Source organism: Goekera deserti (assembly GCF_010685995.1).
Classification (GTDB): domain Bacteria; phylum Actinomycetota; class Actinomycetes; order Mycobacteriales; family Geodermatophilaceae; genus Goekera; species Goekera deserti.
Genome location: NZ_JAAGWK010000009.1, coordinates 248,991 through 265,679 on the forward strand (window position 1 = coordinate 248,991; position 16,689 = coordinate 265,679).

General features: G+C 75.7%; 16 protein-coding genes. 5 read left to right on the plus strand and 11 right to left on the minus strand.

Annotated features, from left to right (window positions below):
- Positions 1–26: 26 nt before the first annotated feature.
- Both G1H19_RS05540 and G1H19_RS05545 read right to left on the minus strand, forming a co-directional pair.
- Positions 27–521 carry a polyadenylate-specific 3'-exoribonuclease AS gene (locus tag G1H19_RS05540; protein WP_235928001.1) on the minus strand — a complete coding sequence of 165 codons (495 nt, stop codon included), beginning with the start codon at positions 519–521 and terminating at the stop codon, positions 27–29.
- A 70-nt stretch (positions 522–591) separates the two neighbouring features.
- Positions 592–1,362 (minus strand): lysophospholipid acyltransferase family protein, encoded by a 771-nt coding sequence (locus tag G1H19_RS05545; RefSeq protein ID WP_235928002.1) that lies wholly within the window; start codon positions 1,360–1,362, stop codon positions 592–594.
- Positions 1,363–1,501: 139 nt separating this feature from the next.
- On the opposite strand from G1H19_RS05545, the gene G1H19_RS05550 reads away from it, so the two are divergent.
- Positions 1,502–2,281 carry a DUF308 domain-containing protein gene (locus G1H19_RS05550; RefSeq protein WP_162392563.1) on the plus strand — a complete coding sequence of 260 codons (780 nt, stop codon included), beginning with the start codon at positions 1,502–1,504 and terminating at the stop codon, positions 2,279–2,281.
- A gap of 170 nt (positions 2,282–2,451) precedes the next feature.
- The gene (locus G1H19_RS05555) at positions 2,452–3,669 is read left to right on the plus strand and encodes an ornithine cyclodeaminase, nickel-pincer nucleotide-dependent (RefSeq protein WP_152728690.1); all 1,218 of its coding nucleotides are present in this window, start codon (positions 2,452–2,454) and stop codon (positions 3,667–3,669) included.
- Between the two features lie 12 nt (positions 3,670–3,681).
- On the opposite strand, the gene G1H19_RS05560 is transcribed toward G1H19_RS05555, so the two are convergent.
- From G1H19_RS05560 to G1H19_RS05575, 4 genes are read right to left on the minus strand one after another with little or no spacing between them, the layout of a single operon-like run.
- Positions 3,682–4,764, minus strand: a complete 1,083-nt coding sequence (locus tag G1H19_RS05560; protein ID WP_162392564.1) for an ROK family glucokinase — start codon at positions 4,762–4,764, stop codon at positions 3,682–3,684.
- Positions 4,761–5,312, minus strand: coding sequence for a hypothetical protein (locus G1H19_RS05565; RefSeq protein WP_152728688.1), 552 nt, complete (start codon positions 5,310–5,312; stop codon positions 4,761–4,763). Before G1H19_RS05565 ends, G1H19_RS05560 begins: the two co-directional genes overlap by 4 nt.
- Positions 5,309–6,460, minus strand: coding sequence for an ArsA family ATPase (locus G1H19_RS05570; protein ID WP_162392565.1), 1,152 nt, complete (start codon positions 6,458–6,460; stop codon positions 5,309–5,311). The genes G1H19_RS05565 and G1H19_RS05570 overlap by 4 nt, the downstream gene beginning before the upstream one ends.
- 7 nt (positions 6,461–6,467) lie before the next feature.
- On the minus strand, positions 6,468–6,899 hold the full coding sequence (locus tag G1H19_RS05575) for an SRPBCC family protein (RefSeq protein WP_152728686.1): 432 nt from the start codon (positions 6,897–6,899) through the stop codon (positions 6,468–6,470).
- A 271-nt stretch (positions 6,900–7,170) separates the two neighbouring features.
- On the opposite strand from G1H19_RS05575, the gene G1H19_RS05580 reads away from it, so the two are divergent.
- The gene (locus tag G1H19_RS05580) at positions 7,171–8,904 is read left to right on the plus strand and encodes an AMP-dependent synthetase/ligase (RefSeq protein WP_152728684.1); all 1,734 of its coding nucleotides are present in this window, start codon (positions 7,171–7,173) and stop codon (positions 8,902–8,904) included.
- 40 nt (positions 8,905–8,944) lie between these two features.
- Here G1H19_RS05580 and G1H19_RS05585 read toward each other — a convergent pair whose 3' ends face one another.
- From G1H19_RS05585 to G1H19_RS05600, 4 genes are all read right to left on the minus strand, one after another.
- A complete protein-coding gene (locus tag G1H19_RS05585) occupies positions 8,945–10,084 on the minus strand; it encodes a glycosyltransferase family 4 protein (protein WP_152728683.1) in 1,140 nt (379 codons plus the stop codon).
- Entirely contained in the window at positions 10,081–11,373 is a 1,293-nt protein-coding gene (locus G1H19_RS05590) for a M48 family metalloprotease (protein WP_162392566.1), read from the minus strand. Before G1H19_RS05590 ends, G1H19_RS05585 begins: the two co-directional genes overlap by 4 nt.
- Before the next feature lie 126 nt (positions 11,374–11,499).
- Complete coding sequence (locus tag G1H19_RS05595) at positions 11,500–12,687, minus strand: C40 family peptidase (RefSeq protein ID WP_235928004.1); 1,188 nt, start codon at positions 12,685–12,687, stop codon at positions 11,500–11,502.
- Positions 12,688–12,892: 205 nt separating this feature from the next.
- Entirely contained in the window at positions 12,893–13,267 is a 375-nt protein-coding gene (locus G1H19_RS05600) for a hypothetical protein (RefSeq protein ID WP_152728681.1), read from the minus strand.
- Positions 13,268–13,409: 142 nt separating this feature from the next.
- On the opposite strand from G1H19_RS05600, the gene G1H19_RS05605 reads away from it, so the two are divergent.
- Both G1H19_RS05605 and G1H19_RS05610 read left to right on the plus strand, forming a co-directional pair.
- Positions 13,410–15,245, plus strand: a complete 1,836-nt coding sequence (locus tag G1H19_RS05605; protein ID WP_162392567.1) for a DEDD exonuclease domain-containing protein — start codon at positions 13,410–13,412, stop codon at positions 15,243–15,245.
- The gene (locus tag G1H19_RS05610) at positions 15,242–15,520 is read left to right on the plus strand and encodes an Lrp/AsnC family transcriptional regulator (RefSeq protein WP_162392568.1); all 279 of its coding nucleotides are present in this window, start codon (positions 15,242–15,244) and stop codon (positions 15,518–15,520) included. Before G1H19_RS05605 ends, G1H19_RS05610 begins: the two co-directional genes overlap by 4 nt.
- 79 nt (positions 15,521–15,599) lie before the next feature.
- Here the strand turns inward: G1H19_RS05610 and trpD are convergent, their stop codons facing one another.
- The gene (gene trpD, locus G1H19_RS05615) at positions 15,600–16,676 is read right to left on the minus strand and encodes an anthranilate phosphoribosyltransferase (RefSeq protein WP_152728679.1); all 1,077 of its coding nucleotides are present in this window, start codon (positions 16,674–16,676) and stop codon (positions 15,600–15,602) included.
- Positions 16,677–16,689 lie beyond the last annotated feature (13 nt).

A 16,689-nucleotide genomic window follows, 5' to 3' on the forward strand; every position in this document is an offset into this window, starting at 1 on the left:
CGTGGTGGGGAGCAGCGGGTGCTGCCTCAGCCGCGGGCGGCCTCGACCGCGCGCCAGACGGCCAGGCCGTGCCGGGCGTCGACCAGGGCGTCGTGGGCGTCGGGCGACTTGGGCGGCAGCGGTGGGGAACCGGCGTCCTCCCAGTGCTGCTTCAGCTCGCGGGTGAATCGGGGCACGCTGCGGGGCAGCGCGGTCATCGCCCCCCAGAGCTGGCACAGCGCGACGTGGTCGTAGGCGGCGATCCACGCCCACATCTGCACCTCCTCCCCGGGTGCGGTGAGGAAGGAGAGCAGGTCGTCGCGGATCCGCTCGCGCGTGCGCCATGCCCGGTCCGCCGGTGGGGGCAGCTTGTCCAGCACGTTGCGGCGCACCCACGGGATCGCCCGGTCCGGGTCGAACTGGGTGGAGACGGCGTAGAACTCCCGCCCCGTCTCGTCGACGACGCCGATCGACACCAGGTCGATGGTCGTGCCGTCCTCGATGAACTCGGTGTCGTAGAAGTAGCGCCGCACGTCGATCACCGTAGGTGCTGCCGTGGCACCCAGCCCGCCGGACGACCGGCGGGCCGGGTGGGGGCCCGGCCGGCCGGGGTCAGCCGGCGAGGGTGGTGGGCACCCGGTCGGCCGACTCGCGGGCCGGCGGGCGCATCTGCGCGACCGCCTCGACGGCCGTGTTGCCGGTGGCGTCCATCGCGGCCTTGACCTTGGCGCCGTACAGGTCCACGTACTCCTGGCCGGACAGCGTCATGATCTCGTACATGATCTCGTCGGTGATCGACCGCTCCACGAAGCGGTCACCGGACAGGCCCGCGTAGCGGGAGAAGTCCAGGGGCTTGCCGATGCGCACCTCGACCTTGTGGATGCGCGGCAGCCGCTTGCCCAGCGGCTGCACCTTCTCGGTGTGCACCATGGCCACCGGGATGACCGGGACGCCGCTCTCCAGCGCCATCCGCGCCACCCCGGTCTTGCCGCGGTAGAGCCGTGCGTCCGGCGACCGGGTGCCCTCGGGGTAGATGCCCAGCAGGCTGCCCGCCGACAGGATCCGGGTGCCGGTGCTGAGCGCGTTCTCGGCCGCGGAGGCGCTGGTGCGGTCGATGGGCACCTGGCCGGTGCCGGAGAAGAAGAGCCGCTGCAGCCACCCCTTGACCCCGGAGCCGCGGAAGTACTCCGCCTTGGCCAGGAAGATGACCCGCCGCCGCACCATCAGCGGCAGGAAGATCCAGTCGGCGGCGGAGAGGTGGTTGCTGGCCAGCACGGCCCCACCACGCGTCGGGATGTTCTCGAGCCCGTGCACCTCAGGACGGCAGGTGACACGGACGAGCGGACCGAGCAGGACGAACTTGACCAACCAGTAGAGCAACACGCCTCCCTCAGCGACTGACAGACTAGGGAACCTCGGGGCCGGAGGATAATCGGGCTCCCGACCACGTCCGCCCGGTCCAGCACCGGCCCCGCGAGGAGCGCTCCGTGCACCAGCCCGCCACCACCCCCGGCCCGTCCACGTGAGCTCACCCCGCCGGGCCCGGGGACGCCGGGACAACGGCCTGGACGCCGCCCTGTGGTCTCCGCTGCGCGACGTCGACCCGCGGGTCGGCGAGCACCTGCTCGACGTGCTGCGCGAGGAGGGCATCGCCGCCTACCTCGACCCGTCGGCGCACGTCGACGAGTACACCCGCACCGTGTTCCTGCCCAGCCCGCCCTCGGACCGGCTGTTCGTCGACCGGTCGCAGCGCTCGCTCGCCCGGCAGGTGGTGGAGCAGCACGCCGACGACCACGCCGACGCCCCCACAGCACCGCCGGCGCCGGCCCTGGACGCCGGGCTGGACCACGAGGCGGAGTGGGCGCGGATCGTCGCCGGCTACGAGGCCGAGCACGGGCGCACCCCGGTCGAGCACGGCGAGCCCGACGTGGCCCGCGGCGAGCCGGCCGCCGACGCGGTGGGGTCCCCGCCCCGCCCGGCCGCCCCGGCCCACCGCGAACCCGCGCGCGAGCCGGCCCGCGACGCCGCCGAGGAGCTGCGCCCGCTGGAGTGGGCCGCGCCGCCGGAGGAGCACTTCGAGCCGCCGCCCCCGCCCCCGCTGTCGGCCCCGGCGCCCGCCTCGCTGTACGCCTGCCTGCTCATCGCCCTGGGCGTGCTGCTCGTCTTCGCGCCGGGCCTGCTCCGGGTGTCCGGCGACGCCGGGATCCTGCTCGGCGTCCTGGCGCTGGTCGGTGGCGTGACCGTGCTGGTGTCCCGGATGCGCGACCGCGACGAGGACGACGACGACGGCGCCGTCGTCTGACCCCCACCCTCGCCGGCCGGGCCGGCGCCCGCGCGCTGCCCGCTGATCGAGGTCGGTGCCCGCTCCGCAGCACGGGCGAGCTCGGAGGGGACGGGCGTCGCGGGTGGTGGCCTCGGTGGTCGCCTGGGGCCGTTGGTGACGGTCCGAGCGCGGGGCGCGACCATGTGCACATGCGCCACACCACCGTCACCCTGACCGGTCACCTGATGGACACCGGGATGCTCGCCCGGGTCCTGGACGACACCCTCGAGTACGGCGGCGACTACCGCATCGCCTCGCTGGACCTCGGCCGCGAGCACGGCGACGAGTCCCGCGCCCTGATCGAGGTCAGCGCGGACGACCCCGAGCTGCTCGACCGGATCCTCATGCGCCTGCAGGTGCACGGGGCCAACCCGGTCGACCCCGGCACCGCCACCACGCGCCCCGCGCCCCGCGACGGTGTGTTCCCCGACGACTTCTACTCCACCACCAACCTGGACACCTTCGTCCGGCTGGAACGGGAGTGGCTGCGGGTGCAGCAGCCGGAGATGGACTGCGGGCTGGTCGTGACCGACGGCGCGGTGCGCACCGTGCCGGTCAGCGACGTGCGCGCCGGCCAGGCCGTCGTCTGCGGCGCCCACGGGGTGCGGGTCGAGCTGCCCCCGCAGCCGGCGCGCGGGGAGGAGGACGAGTTCGGCTTCATGAACTCGGCGGTGTCGAGCGAGAAGCCGCAGGCGCTGCTGGTGCGCCAGATCGCCGAGCGGATGCGCGAGGTGAAGGCGGCCGGTGGCCGGGTGCTGTGGGTCGGCGGCCCCGCCGTGGTGCACACCGGGGCGTCCCCGGCGATGGTCCGGCTGGTGCGGGCCGGCTACGTCGACGTGCTGTTCGCCGGCAACGCCCTGGCCACGCACGACATCGAGTCCTCGCTGTACGGCACGTCGCTGGGCGTCGACCTGGCCAAGGGCTCCGGCGTGCCGCACGGGCACGAGCACCACATCCGGGCGATCAACACCATCCGGTCGGCGGGGTCGATCGCCGCCGCGGTGGAGTCCGGCGTCCTCACCGGCGGCGTCATGCACGCGATGGTGCAGGCACGGAAGCCGTTCGTGCTGGTCGGGTCGGTGCGCGACGACGGACCGCTGCCCGACGTGATCACCGACGTCATCGACGGTCAGCGCGCGATGCGCGCCGAGCTGCACGACGTCGGGTTCGCGATCATGGTGGCCACGATGCTGCACTCGATCGCCACCGGGAACCTGCTGCCGGCGTCCATCCCGCTGGTGTGCGTGGACATCAACCCGGCCACGGTGACCAAGCTGGCCGACCGGGGCAGCGCCCAGGCGATGGGCATCGTCACCGACATCGGCCTGTTCCTCGAGCAGCTGGCCCGCGAGCTCGCCCCGGAGTGAGCCGCCCCGGCCTCAGACCGGGTCGACGCCGGACCGCCCCTCCGGGGCCCAGCCGGTGCGCGCCAGCGGAGCCGGGGAGGGCAGTCCCCGCTCCGCCTCGGCCCGGCGCACCAGGTCGGCGGCACCGACCAGCCCGGCCTGGGCACCGAGCTGGGCGGCGACGACGGTGGGCCCGGGCCGGAAGCCACGGCCGGGCAGGGCCCGCTCCAGCCGGGCCCGGGCAGGGCCGAGGACCATCTCGCCGAGCACGCTCACGCCGCCGCCGATGACCACCACCGACGGGTCGAGCACCGCGGCCAGGTCGGCGATCCCCTGCCCCAGCCAGGAACCGACGTCGCCGAGCAGCTCCAGCGCCAGCGGGTCGCCCTCGGCGGCGGCCTGGGCCACGTGCTCGCCGGTCAGCCGGTCGGCGTCGCCACCGACCCGGTCCAGCAGGAGCATCGCGGCCGCCGGTGAGGAGCGGGCGACCTCGCGGGCGGTCTGCCCCAGGGCGGTGCCGCTGGCGTACTGCTCCCAGCAGCCGCGGTTGCCGCAGGCGCACAGCCGCCCACCGGGCACCACGCGCATGTGGCCCCACTCGCCGGCCACCCCGTGGGCACCGCGCTGGAGCCGTCCGTCCATCACGATGCCGCCGCCGATGCCGGTGCCGAGGGTGATCATGAGCGCCAGGTCGGCCCCGCGGGCGGCGCCGTAGCGGTACTCCGCCCAGGCCGCGGCGTCCGCGTCGTTGCCCACCCAGACCGGGCGCTGCAGCCGGTCGCGCAGGTCCTGGCGCAGGGTCTGGTTGCGCCAGGCCAGGTGCGGGCTGAACAGCACCGTGTCCCCGGTGCGGTCGAACCAGCCGGCCGCGCCGATGCCGACGCCGACCAGCGGGCCGCCGTGCCGCTCGGCCAGCTCGTCCACGACGGAGACGATGGCGTTCTCGATGGCGCTGACGCTCGTGCCCGGGGTCGCCCGCCGGGCGGTGTCGGTGATCGTGCCGTCCGGCGCCACGACCCCGCCCCCGACCTTGGTGCCGCCGATGTCGATGCCCAGCGCCGGCAGCGACGTCGCGCCGGCGCCCTGCGGCTCCGGGGGGCCGGCAGCGGCGCTCACGCCACCTCGATGCGCTGCACCGTGGTCGGGCGCGGCTCGCGGGCTGCCGGCCCACCGGCGCCGGGAGCGGCCGGCGGGTGCGCGTCCGTGGGCCCGGCCGCCGGGTCCGTCACCGGCCCGGGCCCGTCCGCCGGCCGGCCGGGCGGGTCGGCCAGCGCGCGCAGGGCGGCTGCTGCCGCGGTCAGGGCGTCGGCCAGCGCGTCGGTGACCTCGGGGCGCTCACCGCGCAGCACCGCGAGCACGGCGCACACCGGGCAGCCGCGGCACGAGTCCGTGTGCGGCGGCCCCGCGGGCGCACCGGTCGCAGCCTGACGCGCGTCGCACCCGGCCTGCCCGGTCGGGGGCGAGGTCGAGGCTCCTGCCGCGCTCGTCGCGGTGGCCCCCTCCGCCGGGGTCCCGGTGCCCGCGGCGCGTGCCCCGGCCGCCGTCCCGGTGGCGACCGCGTCGGCGGCGGCCTGGGCGACGGCCGGCAGCGCGGCCAGCCACCCGTTCATGCCGGTGCCGAGCTGCCGCCAGGACTCGGCCCAGTCGGGGGGTGCGGCGCTCATGCGGGCGTCCCTTCACGTCTCAGCAGTCCGGCGGGCCACAGCTCGGCGTCCGGGTGGAACAGCACCTCCAGGGTGGCGGCCGGGGTGCCCGGCTCGACCAGCCGGCCGCCGGCGACGACGCAGCGGCGCAGCAGCGAGTCCAGCGGGAACGACCGCCGGCGGCCGCCCACGTCGACCACGAGGTCGTCGGCCCAGCGGGTCAGCTCCACCTCGCCGCGCGCGGCGTGCGGCAGCGCGAGTGCCAGCTGCCACCCGCCGTCCACCCGCACCGGGACCGGCCGGACGGCGTCCGGCGCCTCGGTGGGCGGGAGTGCGGCGTCCAGCGCGCGCAGACCGGCCAGGTCGACCGGCGCGTGCGGCGCCTCGGCCACCCGGTGGACGGGCACCCCGATGCCGCCTGCCCCGCGCAGCACGTCCTCCTGCTGGGCAGCGCGGGCGGCCCACCACTCCCCCGGGCCGGCCGGCAGCACCCGGTTGACCGTCACCGAGGCCAGCCGCTGACCGCCGAGGGCGAGGTCGGTCGCCGCGGAGGTCACCTCGGCCAGTGCCGCGTGCTCCGGCCGCAGCACCACGTGCACCGACGTCCGCGCGGGGTCGTCGAGGGTGAGGCCGTCCAGCAGCCGCTCGACCACCGGCAGCGCGGCCAGCACGTCGTCGACCGGCCCGCGGCGCGCGGCGCCGGCCCGGACGGCGGCCGAGCGCACCGCGCCCAGGACCCGCACCCGGGTGGGCGCGACCTGGGCCAGCCACCAGCGCAGCGACGCCGGCAGCGCCAGCAAGGTGAGGGCCTGCGGCAGCGGGCCGGCGTCCACGACCAGCACGTCGGTGGTGTCCCGGGCGGCGGCGACGGCCGCGAGCAGGGCCAGCTCGCCGGACCCCGGCGGTGCCACCACCGAGCTGGACGGCGGCACCGCGAACCCGGGCAGCCAGCCGGCCAGGGTCTGCGCCAGCGGACCCCACAGGTCCTCGAACGCCTGCTGACCCGACACCGGGGTCACCGACAGGCCCTCGCCGAGGGCTGCCGGGACGGGCCGGCCGGCGGTGACGAACCGGACGGTGGCGCCGCCGGCACGCAGCTGCTGGGCGGTGGCGAGCGCGACGGTGCTGGCCCCGGAGCCGCCGGGACCGGTGAGGAGGACGGTGCGCACGCCCGCCTCAGGCCTCGACGCGCTTCTTGAGCTCCTTGAGCGCGGTGTCCAGGATGACCTTCTCCGCCTTGCGCTTGATCATCCCCAGCATCGGGATGGAGAGGTCGATGGTGATCGTGTACGTCACCTCGGTGCTGCCGCCGCGCTCGACGAGGGTGTAGGAGCCCTCCTGCCGCTTCTGCATCTGGCCACGCACCAGGGTCCAGGACACGGAGCGGTCGCCGTCCCAGGTGTAGTCGAGCACGTAGTCGTCCTTGACCGCACCGGCGTCCAGCACGAAGTGCACCTGGGCGGCGCGCCCGTCCGGGCCGGCCTCGAGCACCTCGACGACCTTCGCGGCGGAGACCCACTGCGGGTAGGCGGGGAAGTCGGAGATCACGGCCATCACCTGGGACGCCGGGGCGTCCACGACGATCGACTGGGTGGACTGGTCGGCCATGGCCGCAGGGTAGTCGGTGTCCGGTCGGGGACCGGAGGTCCGGGGAGCGCGGGCACCTCCTCCGGGGGGCTGCGGGCCCCCCGGACGTCATCGTGACGAGGGGCCTACTGCTGAGTAGCACGAACCACTAGATTGGGGCGCTACCGAATGCCCGGGCCGCTGACCGCGAGGCGACGATGCCTCCGGCGGCAGCGGGTGAGAGAGGACCGGCGTGCGCGAGCTCAGCGTTCCCCCCACGGCCACCGTGGGGCCCGACGATGCCCTTCCCGACATGGTGACGGCCAATGCCACCGAGCACCCCGACAAGGTCGGCCTGCGCATCCAGCGCTCCGGCCGCTGGGAGGACGTGACGTACGCCGAGTTCGGCGCCCAGGTGCGCGCGGTCGCCAAGGGCCTCGTCGCCGGCGGCGTCCAGGCCGGCGACCGGGTCTGCCTGCTGGCGAAGACCCGCTACGAGTGGACGGTGTGCGACTTCGCCATCTGGACCGCCGGCGCCGTCGTCGTCCCGGTGTACGAGACCTCCAGTGCCGACCAGGTGGCCTGGATCCTGTCCGACTCCGGAGCCCGGGCGATCATCGTGGAGACCCCCGAGCACGCGGCGATGGTCGAGTCGCTGCGCGAGGGCGTCCCGGAGCTGGGCTCGGTCTGGACGCTGGACCAGGACGCCGTGGGCACGCTGTCCGTCGCCGGCGCCGACGTGCCCGACAGCGAGCTCGCCGCCCGCCGGGCCACCCTGCACGCGGACACCCTGGCGACGCTGATCTACACCAGCGGCACCACCGGCCGGCCCAAGGGCTGCGAGCTGACCCACGGCAACTTCCTGCTGGAGATCGACAACGGCATCACCCTGCTCGACCGCTTTATGAACAAGCAGGGCTCGCTGCTGCTGTTCATCCCGCTGGCGCACGTGCTGGCCCGGGTGCTGCAGGTCGGGGCGATCCGCACCCGCACGGTCATCGGGCACACGCCCGACGTGTCGAACCTGCTCGAGGACCTGGCCGCCTTCAAGCCCACCTTCGTGCTGGCCGTGCCCCGCGTCTTCGAGAAGGTCTACAACGGCGCCAAGCAGAAGGCCGACGATGGCGGCAAGGGGAAGATCTTCGACAAGGCCGCCGCGGTCGCCATCGCCTGGTCGCGCGCCCAGGACACCGGTGGCGCCGGCCTCGGCCTGAAGCTGCAGCACGCGCTGTTCGACCGGCTCGTCTACAGCAAGCTGCGCCAGGCCCTGGGCGGCCGGTGCGAGGGCGCCATCTCCGGCGGCGCACCGCTGGGCGAGCGACTCGGGCACTTCTTCCGGGGAGTCGGGGTCACGGTCTTCGAGGGCTACGGCTTGACCGAGACCACCGCGGCGGCGGCGGTCAACTACGAGGCCGCGCTGCGCATCGGCACCGTCGGGCGCCCGCTGCCGGGCGTCTCCGCCGCCATCGCCGAGGACGGCGAGGTGCTGCTGCGCGGCGGCATCGTCATGCGCGGCTACTGGAAGAACGAGCAGGCCACCGCCGAGGCGATCGACGGCGACGGCTGGTTCCACACCGGTGACATCGGTGAGCTGGACAGCGAGGGCTTCCTGAAGATCACCGGGCGCAAGAAGGAGATCCTGGTGACGGCGGGTGGCAAGAACGTCGCCCCGGCCGTGCTGGAGGACCGCCTCCGTGCCCACAAGCTGGTCAGCCAGTGCATCGTCGTGGGCGACCAGCGCCCCTTCATCGGCGCCCTGGTCACCCTGGACGTGGAGGCCCTGCCCGCCTGGCTCAAGAGCCAGGACCGGCCGGACAGCACGACGCCCGACCAGTTGCGCGAGGACCCTGTCCTGCTCGCCGAGATCCAGAGCGCGGTCACCGAGGCCAACAAGGCGGTCAGCCAGGCCGAGGCGATCAAGAAGTTCCGGGTGCTGGGAGTGGACTTCACCGAGGCCAACGGCACCCTGACACCGAGCCTCAAGCTCAAGCGCCAGGTGGTCATGAAGGAGTACGCCGACGAGGTGGAGCACCTCTACGCGCGCTGACGACCCACCGGCCGCACGCGGACGGCGGAGGGGCCGGGGCTCACGCCCCGGCCCCTCCGCCGTCCAGCACCTGGTCGAAGGTCGCGCTGATCCTCGACCAGGACCAGCGCCGTTCCACCCACTGCCGGCCGGCCGCGCCCATCGCGCGCGCCCGCGCCGGGTCGGCCAGCAGGTCACCGAGCACCCGCGCCAGGCCGGTCGCCGACCGGGGGTCGACCACATGACCGGTCACGCCCTCCTGCACGGTCTCCGGTGCCCCGCCGGACGTGCCGGCCAGCACCGGCAGCCCGCAGGCGGCTGCCTCCAGGTACACCATGCCGAGACCCTCGACGTCCAGGCCACCTCGCCGGGTGCGGCACGGCATGGCGAACACGTCGCCGGCCGCGTAGTGCGCCGGCAGCTGGTCCGCTGGCACCCCGCCGGTGAACACCACCGAACCCGCCAGGCCCGCGGACCGCACCGCCCGGCGCAGCGGGCGCTCGGCGGGACCGCTGCCGACCAGCAGCAACCGGGCGTCCGGGTGCCGGGCCAGCACGCGGGGCCAGGCCGCCACCAACAGGTCCTGGCCCTTGCGGGGCACCAGCCGGGACACGCAGACCACCACCGGGGCGTCTCCCAGCGCGTACCGGGCGCGGACGGCGGCGCCGTCGGCGTCCGGGGTGAAGGCGGCGACGTCGACGCCCGGGGACAGCTGGGTGAGCTCGGTGCACCCGGCCAGCGCGGGGGCCAGCCGGCCGTGGGTGTACTCGCTGATGTAGGTGACCACGTCCAGCCCGGAGGCGATCCGACGCATCGCGGCGCGCGCACCGGGCAGCGCCACCCAGCCGGTCTCGTGCCCGTGCGTGGCGCCCACGAGGTGCCGGACGCCGGCCTCGCGCAGCGCCGGCGCCATCCAGCCGAGCGGGGCCGCGGCACCGAACAGCACCCGGTCGCACCCGTGGGCGCGCACCAGCCCGGTCGCCGCGCGGACGGCGCCCCGGGTGGGCAGCAGCATGCCGGTGGGCGCGCGCACCACGGGGTAGGGCAGCCCGGCGTCGTGGGCGGCCGCGCCCGGGTGGTCGGAGGCCAGCACGACCAGCGAGTCCGGCGGGCGGGTGGCCAGCAGCGCCGCGACGAAGGTCTGGATGCCGCCCTGCCGCGGCGGGAAGTCGTTGGTGACGACCAGGGTGGACCGGCTCATCCCTGCCGGTCCCGCTGCCAGTCCCGGGCGAAGGCGATCCGCTGGGCCGAGGTCGGGTGCGAGCCGAAGAACCACTGCCAGGCGGCCGGCGGGTCCAGGTCGGCGAGGTTGGCCGTCGCGAGCTGACGCTGCAGGCCGATGAACGCATCCGGGTCCCGGGTGAGGTCCAGCGCGTGCAGGTCGGCGCGCGCCTCCACCTGCCGGGACACCCCGTTCTGCACCGGGGTGGACACCAGCGTGGCGGCGGCGACCAGGAACAGCAGCAGCGGCACCACCCGGGGGTCCCCCGGACCGTCGGCCCCCACCCGGCGCAGCAGCGGCGTCCAGGACAGCAGCCAGCCCAGCCCCGCCATGGCCGCCGCGGCACCCAGGGCGCCCTCGGCGGTGCCGGTCAGCACGTCGTCGGCGGCCACGTGGCCGAGCTCGTGCGCGACCACCGACTCGACCTCGGCGACGGAGACCTGCTCCAGCAGGGTGTCGTAGACCACGATCCGGCGGGTGGAGCCGAAGCCGGACACGTAGGCGTTCAGCGCCGTCGTGCGGCGGGAGGCGTCGGCGACGAGCACGTCCTGCACCGGCGTCCCGCTCTCCTCCGCCAGCTCCAGCAGGTCGGTGCGCAGCTGCCCGGCCGGCATGGAGGTGAAGTCGTTGAACGCGGGTTCGACCAGCACCGGGTAGAGGAAGGAGCCCACCACCACGAGCCCGGCGGCACCCGCGCCGGCCCAGGCCCACCACGTGCGCGGGGCCCGCCGCACCAGCGCCACCAGCGCCACCAGCGCCAGGGCCGTCACGACGGCGGTGATGGCGGTGGAGGTGGCCACGTCCCGGAGCCAGAGCCCCCAGGAGCGGGTGGACAACCCGTAGCGGCGCCGCACCACCTCGGCCCACACGCCGACCGGCAACGTGGCCAGCCGGCCCAGGACGACCACGGCGACCGTGCCGAGCAGCACCTGCCACACCCAGCCGCCGCGCGGTGCCGCGCCGGTGGGGTCAGAGGTGCGGGCGGGGGCCACGGCGCGCACCAGGCGGCCACCGAGCCGGGTCAGCCCCAGCAGGGCCGAGACCGCCAGCCCCAGCAGCAGCGAGACCAGGGACGCCGGCCGGATCGCGGCGGCGAAGTCGTCGCCCCGCTGGATCTGCGCGGCGGAGAAGTCGGCGGCCGCGTCGACCGGCGTGGCGCCGCCGGCCGGGACCGGGAGCAGCTGCCCGGGGGTGGTGAGCAGCAGGACCGCCGCCAGCGCGGCCCCGAGGACCAGCGCCACGAGCAGCGCAACACGGCGGGCGCTCACGGGCACCGATCCTAGGAGACGGACCCCGCTGCCCCCAGCACTCGCAAGCTCGCACGGGGTCCCTGCAGCGGGGCCGAGCACGTGGGGCCCGTGCCGGTGGAGCCGGTCGTGCTGGAGGGACCGAGGTCAGCCGATCAGCCGCCGGGCACCGACGTAGCCGCCCATGTCGACGCTGCCGATCTGCACCGGCGACCCGAACGTGGGCGCGTGCACCATCTTCCCGTTGCCCACGTAGATGCCGACGTGGCTGACCGGGCTGTAGAAGAACACCAGGTCGCCCGGCTGCAGGGCCGCGCGGGACACCGCCGTGCCCATCGTGGACTGCATCCGGCTGGAGTGCGGCACAGAGATGCCGGCGGCGGCGTAGGCGTACAGCACCAGCCCGGAGCAGTCGAAGCTGCTGGGCCCCTCGGCGCCCCACACGTACGGGTCGCCGCGCTGGGCCAGGGCCGTGTCGAGGACCGCCTGCAGGTCGCCGCCGGCCACGACCGTGTCCCCGCTCGCCGCGTCGTCCCGCGGGGCCTCGGCGCCGGCGGACCCGGTGTCCTCGGCGGCGTCGTCCCGATCGTCCTCTCCGTCGCTCCCCTCGCCGGCGGGGCGGGCGACGACGACGTCCGGCGCCTCGAGCTGCTGACCGGCCACCCGGCGCGCCACCTCGGCCTGCTCGGCGGCCGACAGCGCCAGGAAGTCCGCCTGGTACCCGGTGATCCGGGACTGCAGGGCGTCGCGCTGCCCGGTCACCTGCTGCAGGGTCTGCGCCGCGGCGGCCGCGGCGGCGTCGGCGTCGGCCCGGGTCTGCTCGGCCGCGGTCGCGGCGAGGGCGGCCGCGTCGACGATGTCACTGGTGTGCGCGGCGATGACGTCCAGCGTGCTGACCTGGGCGATGAACTGGTCGGGTGAGTCACTGGTCATCAGGGCGGAGAAGCGGGCCAGGCTGTCGCCGGTGTAGGCGCTGCGGGCCACCTGCCGCAGCTGGCCCTCGACGGCGTCCACCCGGGCCTGCGCGTCGAGTGCGGCCTGGGCGGCCGCGACCGCGGCGGCGTCCTGCTGCTCGAGGGTGACCGTGGCCTCGTTGACCTGCTCGGTGACCACCTCGAGCTCGCGGCTCGCCGCGGCGACGAGTTCGGCGGCCTCCGCGGAGGACGCCGGGGCGGCCGTGGCGCTGCCCGGGAACAGGCCGGCGACGAGCGCGGCACTGGCGGTGAGGACCAGCGTGCTGGTCAGCCGCCGAGCCCGCCGGGCGCGACGGGCGGGGACGGCCGGGGACGGCGACGCGCCCAGACGGAGCCTGGAGAGGAGCTGGGGCGTCGGCACGGTCGGCGTCTCCGTTCCTGCATCGGACCGCCCGCCGGGCGCTGGTGCGTCCCGGGTGCATGGCGGCGTCCGGCCGGTGTCGCTCGACGAGTGACGGACACCCGGTCGGACGACGCTCACGCTAGATCCGGCGGCGACCCGCTCCCACTGCGCGCACTCGCCGGGGCCTCGGGCGAGACCTGCTGAATTCCGCTCGTGTGATTCGTCAACTCACGTGCCGGTCCCGGATCTGGTGACGCGTGTGACCAGGTCCGGACGCATCCTGGTGACGGAGCGGCGGAACCAGTCCGAAGTCTGCCAAGGCCCCGACGGCCCGGCGCTCCACCTCGTCCAGGTCGACGACCGCGCGAGCGCCGTCCGCCGCGGTGTCAATGTGAGCCAGATCACTGTTTGGGTTTACCGACTCCGGAGCGTCGTCACGTGAGTGCAGCGTGTCGAGGCCGTCCGCGGCCCGCCGCCGGAGCGGGACGACCAGGGGGTCGGTGCCCCGCCAGCCGGGCGGCGCCCCCAGCAGCACGGTGACGACGCAGTCGGCGCACCCGTCCCCGCGGACGGTGCAGGTGTCGCAGTCGATGAGCATCGGGGGTCCCCTCGTGGCGGTGGTCCGGACGCCGGCGACGCTAGGAGCGGCCACCGACAATCCCGGGTCGCGGGGCACCCGCCCGGTGCGGCCACGGGACACCGGCGCACGGCTGTCGGACCCCTGACCTACCGTCCCGCCCGTGCCCGCCTCCACCACTCCCCGTCACCAGCAGATCACGATCGACGACGTCGGGACGCCGCTGTCCGAGGTCACGTTCGTGGTCGTCGACCTGGAGACCACCGGCGGCTCACCGAAGGACTGCGCCATCACCGAGATCGGCGCGGTCAAGGTCCGCGGTGGCGTGGTGGTCGGCGAGTTCCAGACCCTGGTCGACCCCGGGCAGGAGATCCCGCCCTACATCAGCGTGCTGACCGGCATCACCTCCACCATGGTGGCCAGCGCGCCCCGCATCGCCGCGGTGCTGCCCGCCTTCCTGGAGTTCGCCCGGGGTGCGGTGCTGGTGGCCCACAACGCCCCGTTCGACCTCGGCTTCCTCAAGGCCGCCTGCGCGGAGTCGGGCCTGCTCTGGCCGGCCTGCGCCTCGGTGGACACCGCGGTGCTCGCCCGCCGGCTGCTCACCCGCGACGAGGTGCCCAACTGCAAGCTGTCCACCCTGGCGCCCTACTTCTCGGCCACCACCTCCCCCACCCACCGCGCCCTGGACGACGCCCGGGCCACCGTCGACGTCCTGCACGGGCTCCTCGAGCGGCTCGGCCCGCTGGGCGTCTCCTGCCTGGAGGAGCTCACCGGGATCAACCGGCAGGTCGACCCGCGCCGCCGGCAGAAGCGGCACCTCGCCGCCGGGGTGCCCGAGGGCCCGGGGGTCTACGTGTTCCGGGGGCCGCGGGACGAGCCGCTGTACGTGGGCACCTCCACCGACCTGCGCACCCGGGTGCGCAGCTACTTCTCCGCCGGGGAGCAGCGCCGCCGGATGACCGAGATGGTGGCGCTCGCCGAGCGCGTCGAGGCGCTGCCCTGCGCCCACGGGCTGGAGGCCGCGGTGCGCGAGCTGCGGCTGATCGCCGAGCACAAGCCGCGGTACAACCGGCGCTCGCGCTTCCCCGAGCGGGCACTGTGGGTCCGGCTGACCAACGAGCACTTCCCCCGCCTGTCGGTCGTGCGGCGGGTCCGGCCCGGAGCCGGGGTCTTCCTGGGCCCGTTCCCGGACCGCCGGGCGGCCGAGGCCGCGGTCGCCGCGGTGCACGAGGCGCTGCCGCTGCGCCAGTGCACCCCGCGGCTCTCGCTCACCGTGCTCGGCTCGGCGTGCGCCCTGGCCGACATGGGCCGCTGCGGGGCGCCGTGCACCGGAGCACAGAGCAAGGAGGAGTACGCGACCGTCGCCGAGGTGTTCCGCGCCGCCGTCGACTCCGACCCGCACGCGCTGGTCGCACCGCTGCTGGCCCGGGTCGACCGGCTGGCCGGCGAGGCCCGCTACGAGGACGCCGCGGTGCTCCGTGACCGGGTGGCGGTGCTGCTGCGCGCGGTGCGCCGGCGCCAGCGCCTGGAGAACCTGGCCCGGGTGCCCGAGATGGCGCTCGCCCGGCCCGACGGCGCCGGCGGCTGGGAGCTGGCGGTGGTGCGCCGCGGCCGGCTGGTGGCCGCCTCGGTCGCTGCCCGCGGCGTCCCGGTGCGGGCCCACCTGGCCGGCCTGCTGGCCACCGCGGAGACCCCCGCGGGTCCGGCCGGCGAGCTGGCGGCCTCGGTCGACGAGACCGAGCTGGTGCTGCGCTGGATGGAGGAGCCCGGCACCCGGCTGGTCGACGTCGAGGGCACGCTCGCCAGCCGGGCTCCGGGCATCGGGCGGCTGGCGGCGTTCCTGGCCCGCGTGGAGGCCGGCCGTGTCTCCACCGACCCCTTCGCCGACGGGCGCTCGCTCGGCACCCGGGCCCGCCCCGAGCGGGTGGCCGGCACCGGCGCGCGGCACCCGGCGTCCGGCCCGACCCGGGGTCGGCGCGCGGCTAGCATCGCCCTGTGATCACCGCCATCGTCATGATCGACGCGGCCACCGACTCGATCGGCGAGGTCGCCGAGACCGTCGCCGGCCTGCCCGGGGTGAGCGAGGTCTACTCCGTCGCCGGCGACGTCGACCTCGTCGCCCTGGTCCGGGTCCGCGAGTTCCCGGAGATCGCCGAGGTCGTGGCCGGCCGGATCAACAAGGTGCCCGGGGTGCTCGACACCGCCACCCACATCGCCTTCCGCACCTACTCCCGCCACGACCTGGAAGCGGCCTTCTCCATCGGCATGGACTGAGGCCCCTCGCCCCCCACCACTCGCACGCTCGCGGCGGGCCCCTGCGCGGGGGCCGACGGGCGTCGTCAGGGGGGCGTCGTCAGTGGGGGGTGTCGCGGGCAGCGCGGCTGACGGCGGTCCAGCGGTCCAGCAGGGCGGAGGCGCGACCGTCGTCCACGGCTGCGCCGGCGCGGGCGAGCCCGGCGCGCAGTGCGTCGTGCAGCCGGGTGGCGTGCGGGTCGGCGGCGGCGAGAGCCGCCGCCGCGTTCAGCAGCACCGCGTCCCGCACCGGGCCACGCTCCCCGGCCACCAGCCGGCGCACCACGTCGGCGTTGGCGGCGGCGTCCCCGCCGCGCAGCGCGTCCAGCCCCGAGGCCGGCAGCCCCAGTGCACCCGGGTCCAGCCGCTCGGCCACGACCTCGCCGTCCCGGACCACCCACACCGAGGACGTGGTGGCGGTGGTCAGCTCGTCCAGCCCGTCGTCGCCCCGGAAGACCAGTGCCCGGCCGCCCCGCCCGGCGAGCACCGCGGCCAGCACCGGGGCCATCCGCGCGTCCGCGCACCCGACGGCGGCCGCGACCGGGCGGGCCGGGTTCGTGAGCGGGCCGAGGAAGTTGAAGACGGTGCGGATGCCCATCTCCCGGCGGGGCACGGCGGTGTGCCGCATGCCCGGGTGGAACACCGGGGCGAAGAAGAAGCCGATGCCCGCCTCCTCCACGCACCGGGACACCCCGGCCGCCGGCAGGTCGATCACCACGCCCAGCGCCTCCAGCACGTCGGCCGCACCGCTGGTCGACGACGCCGCCCGGTTGCCGTGCTTGGCCACCGGCACCCCGGCCGCCGCGGTCACGATCGCGGCCATGGTAGAGATGTTGACGGTGTGCGCGCCGTCCCCACCGGTACCCACGATGTCCACGCAGTCCATCGACAGCGGGACGGGGGTGGCCTGGTCGAGCATCGCCGCGGCCATGCCGGCCACCTCGTCCGGCGACTCCCCCTTCGCGCGCAGGGCGACGGCGAAGGCGGCCACCTGGGCCGGGGTGGCCTCACCGGTCATCACCTCGCGCATCGCCCAGGACGTGTCGGCGGCGGTCAGGTCGTGCCCGTCGAGCAGCCGGGACAGCAGCCGCGGCCACGTGGGCGCAGCGGTGCCCTCGGGCGGGGGCGGGAGGCTCATCGGCGCGGGCAGG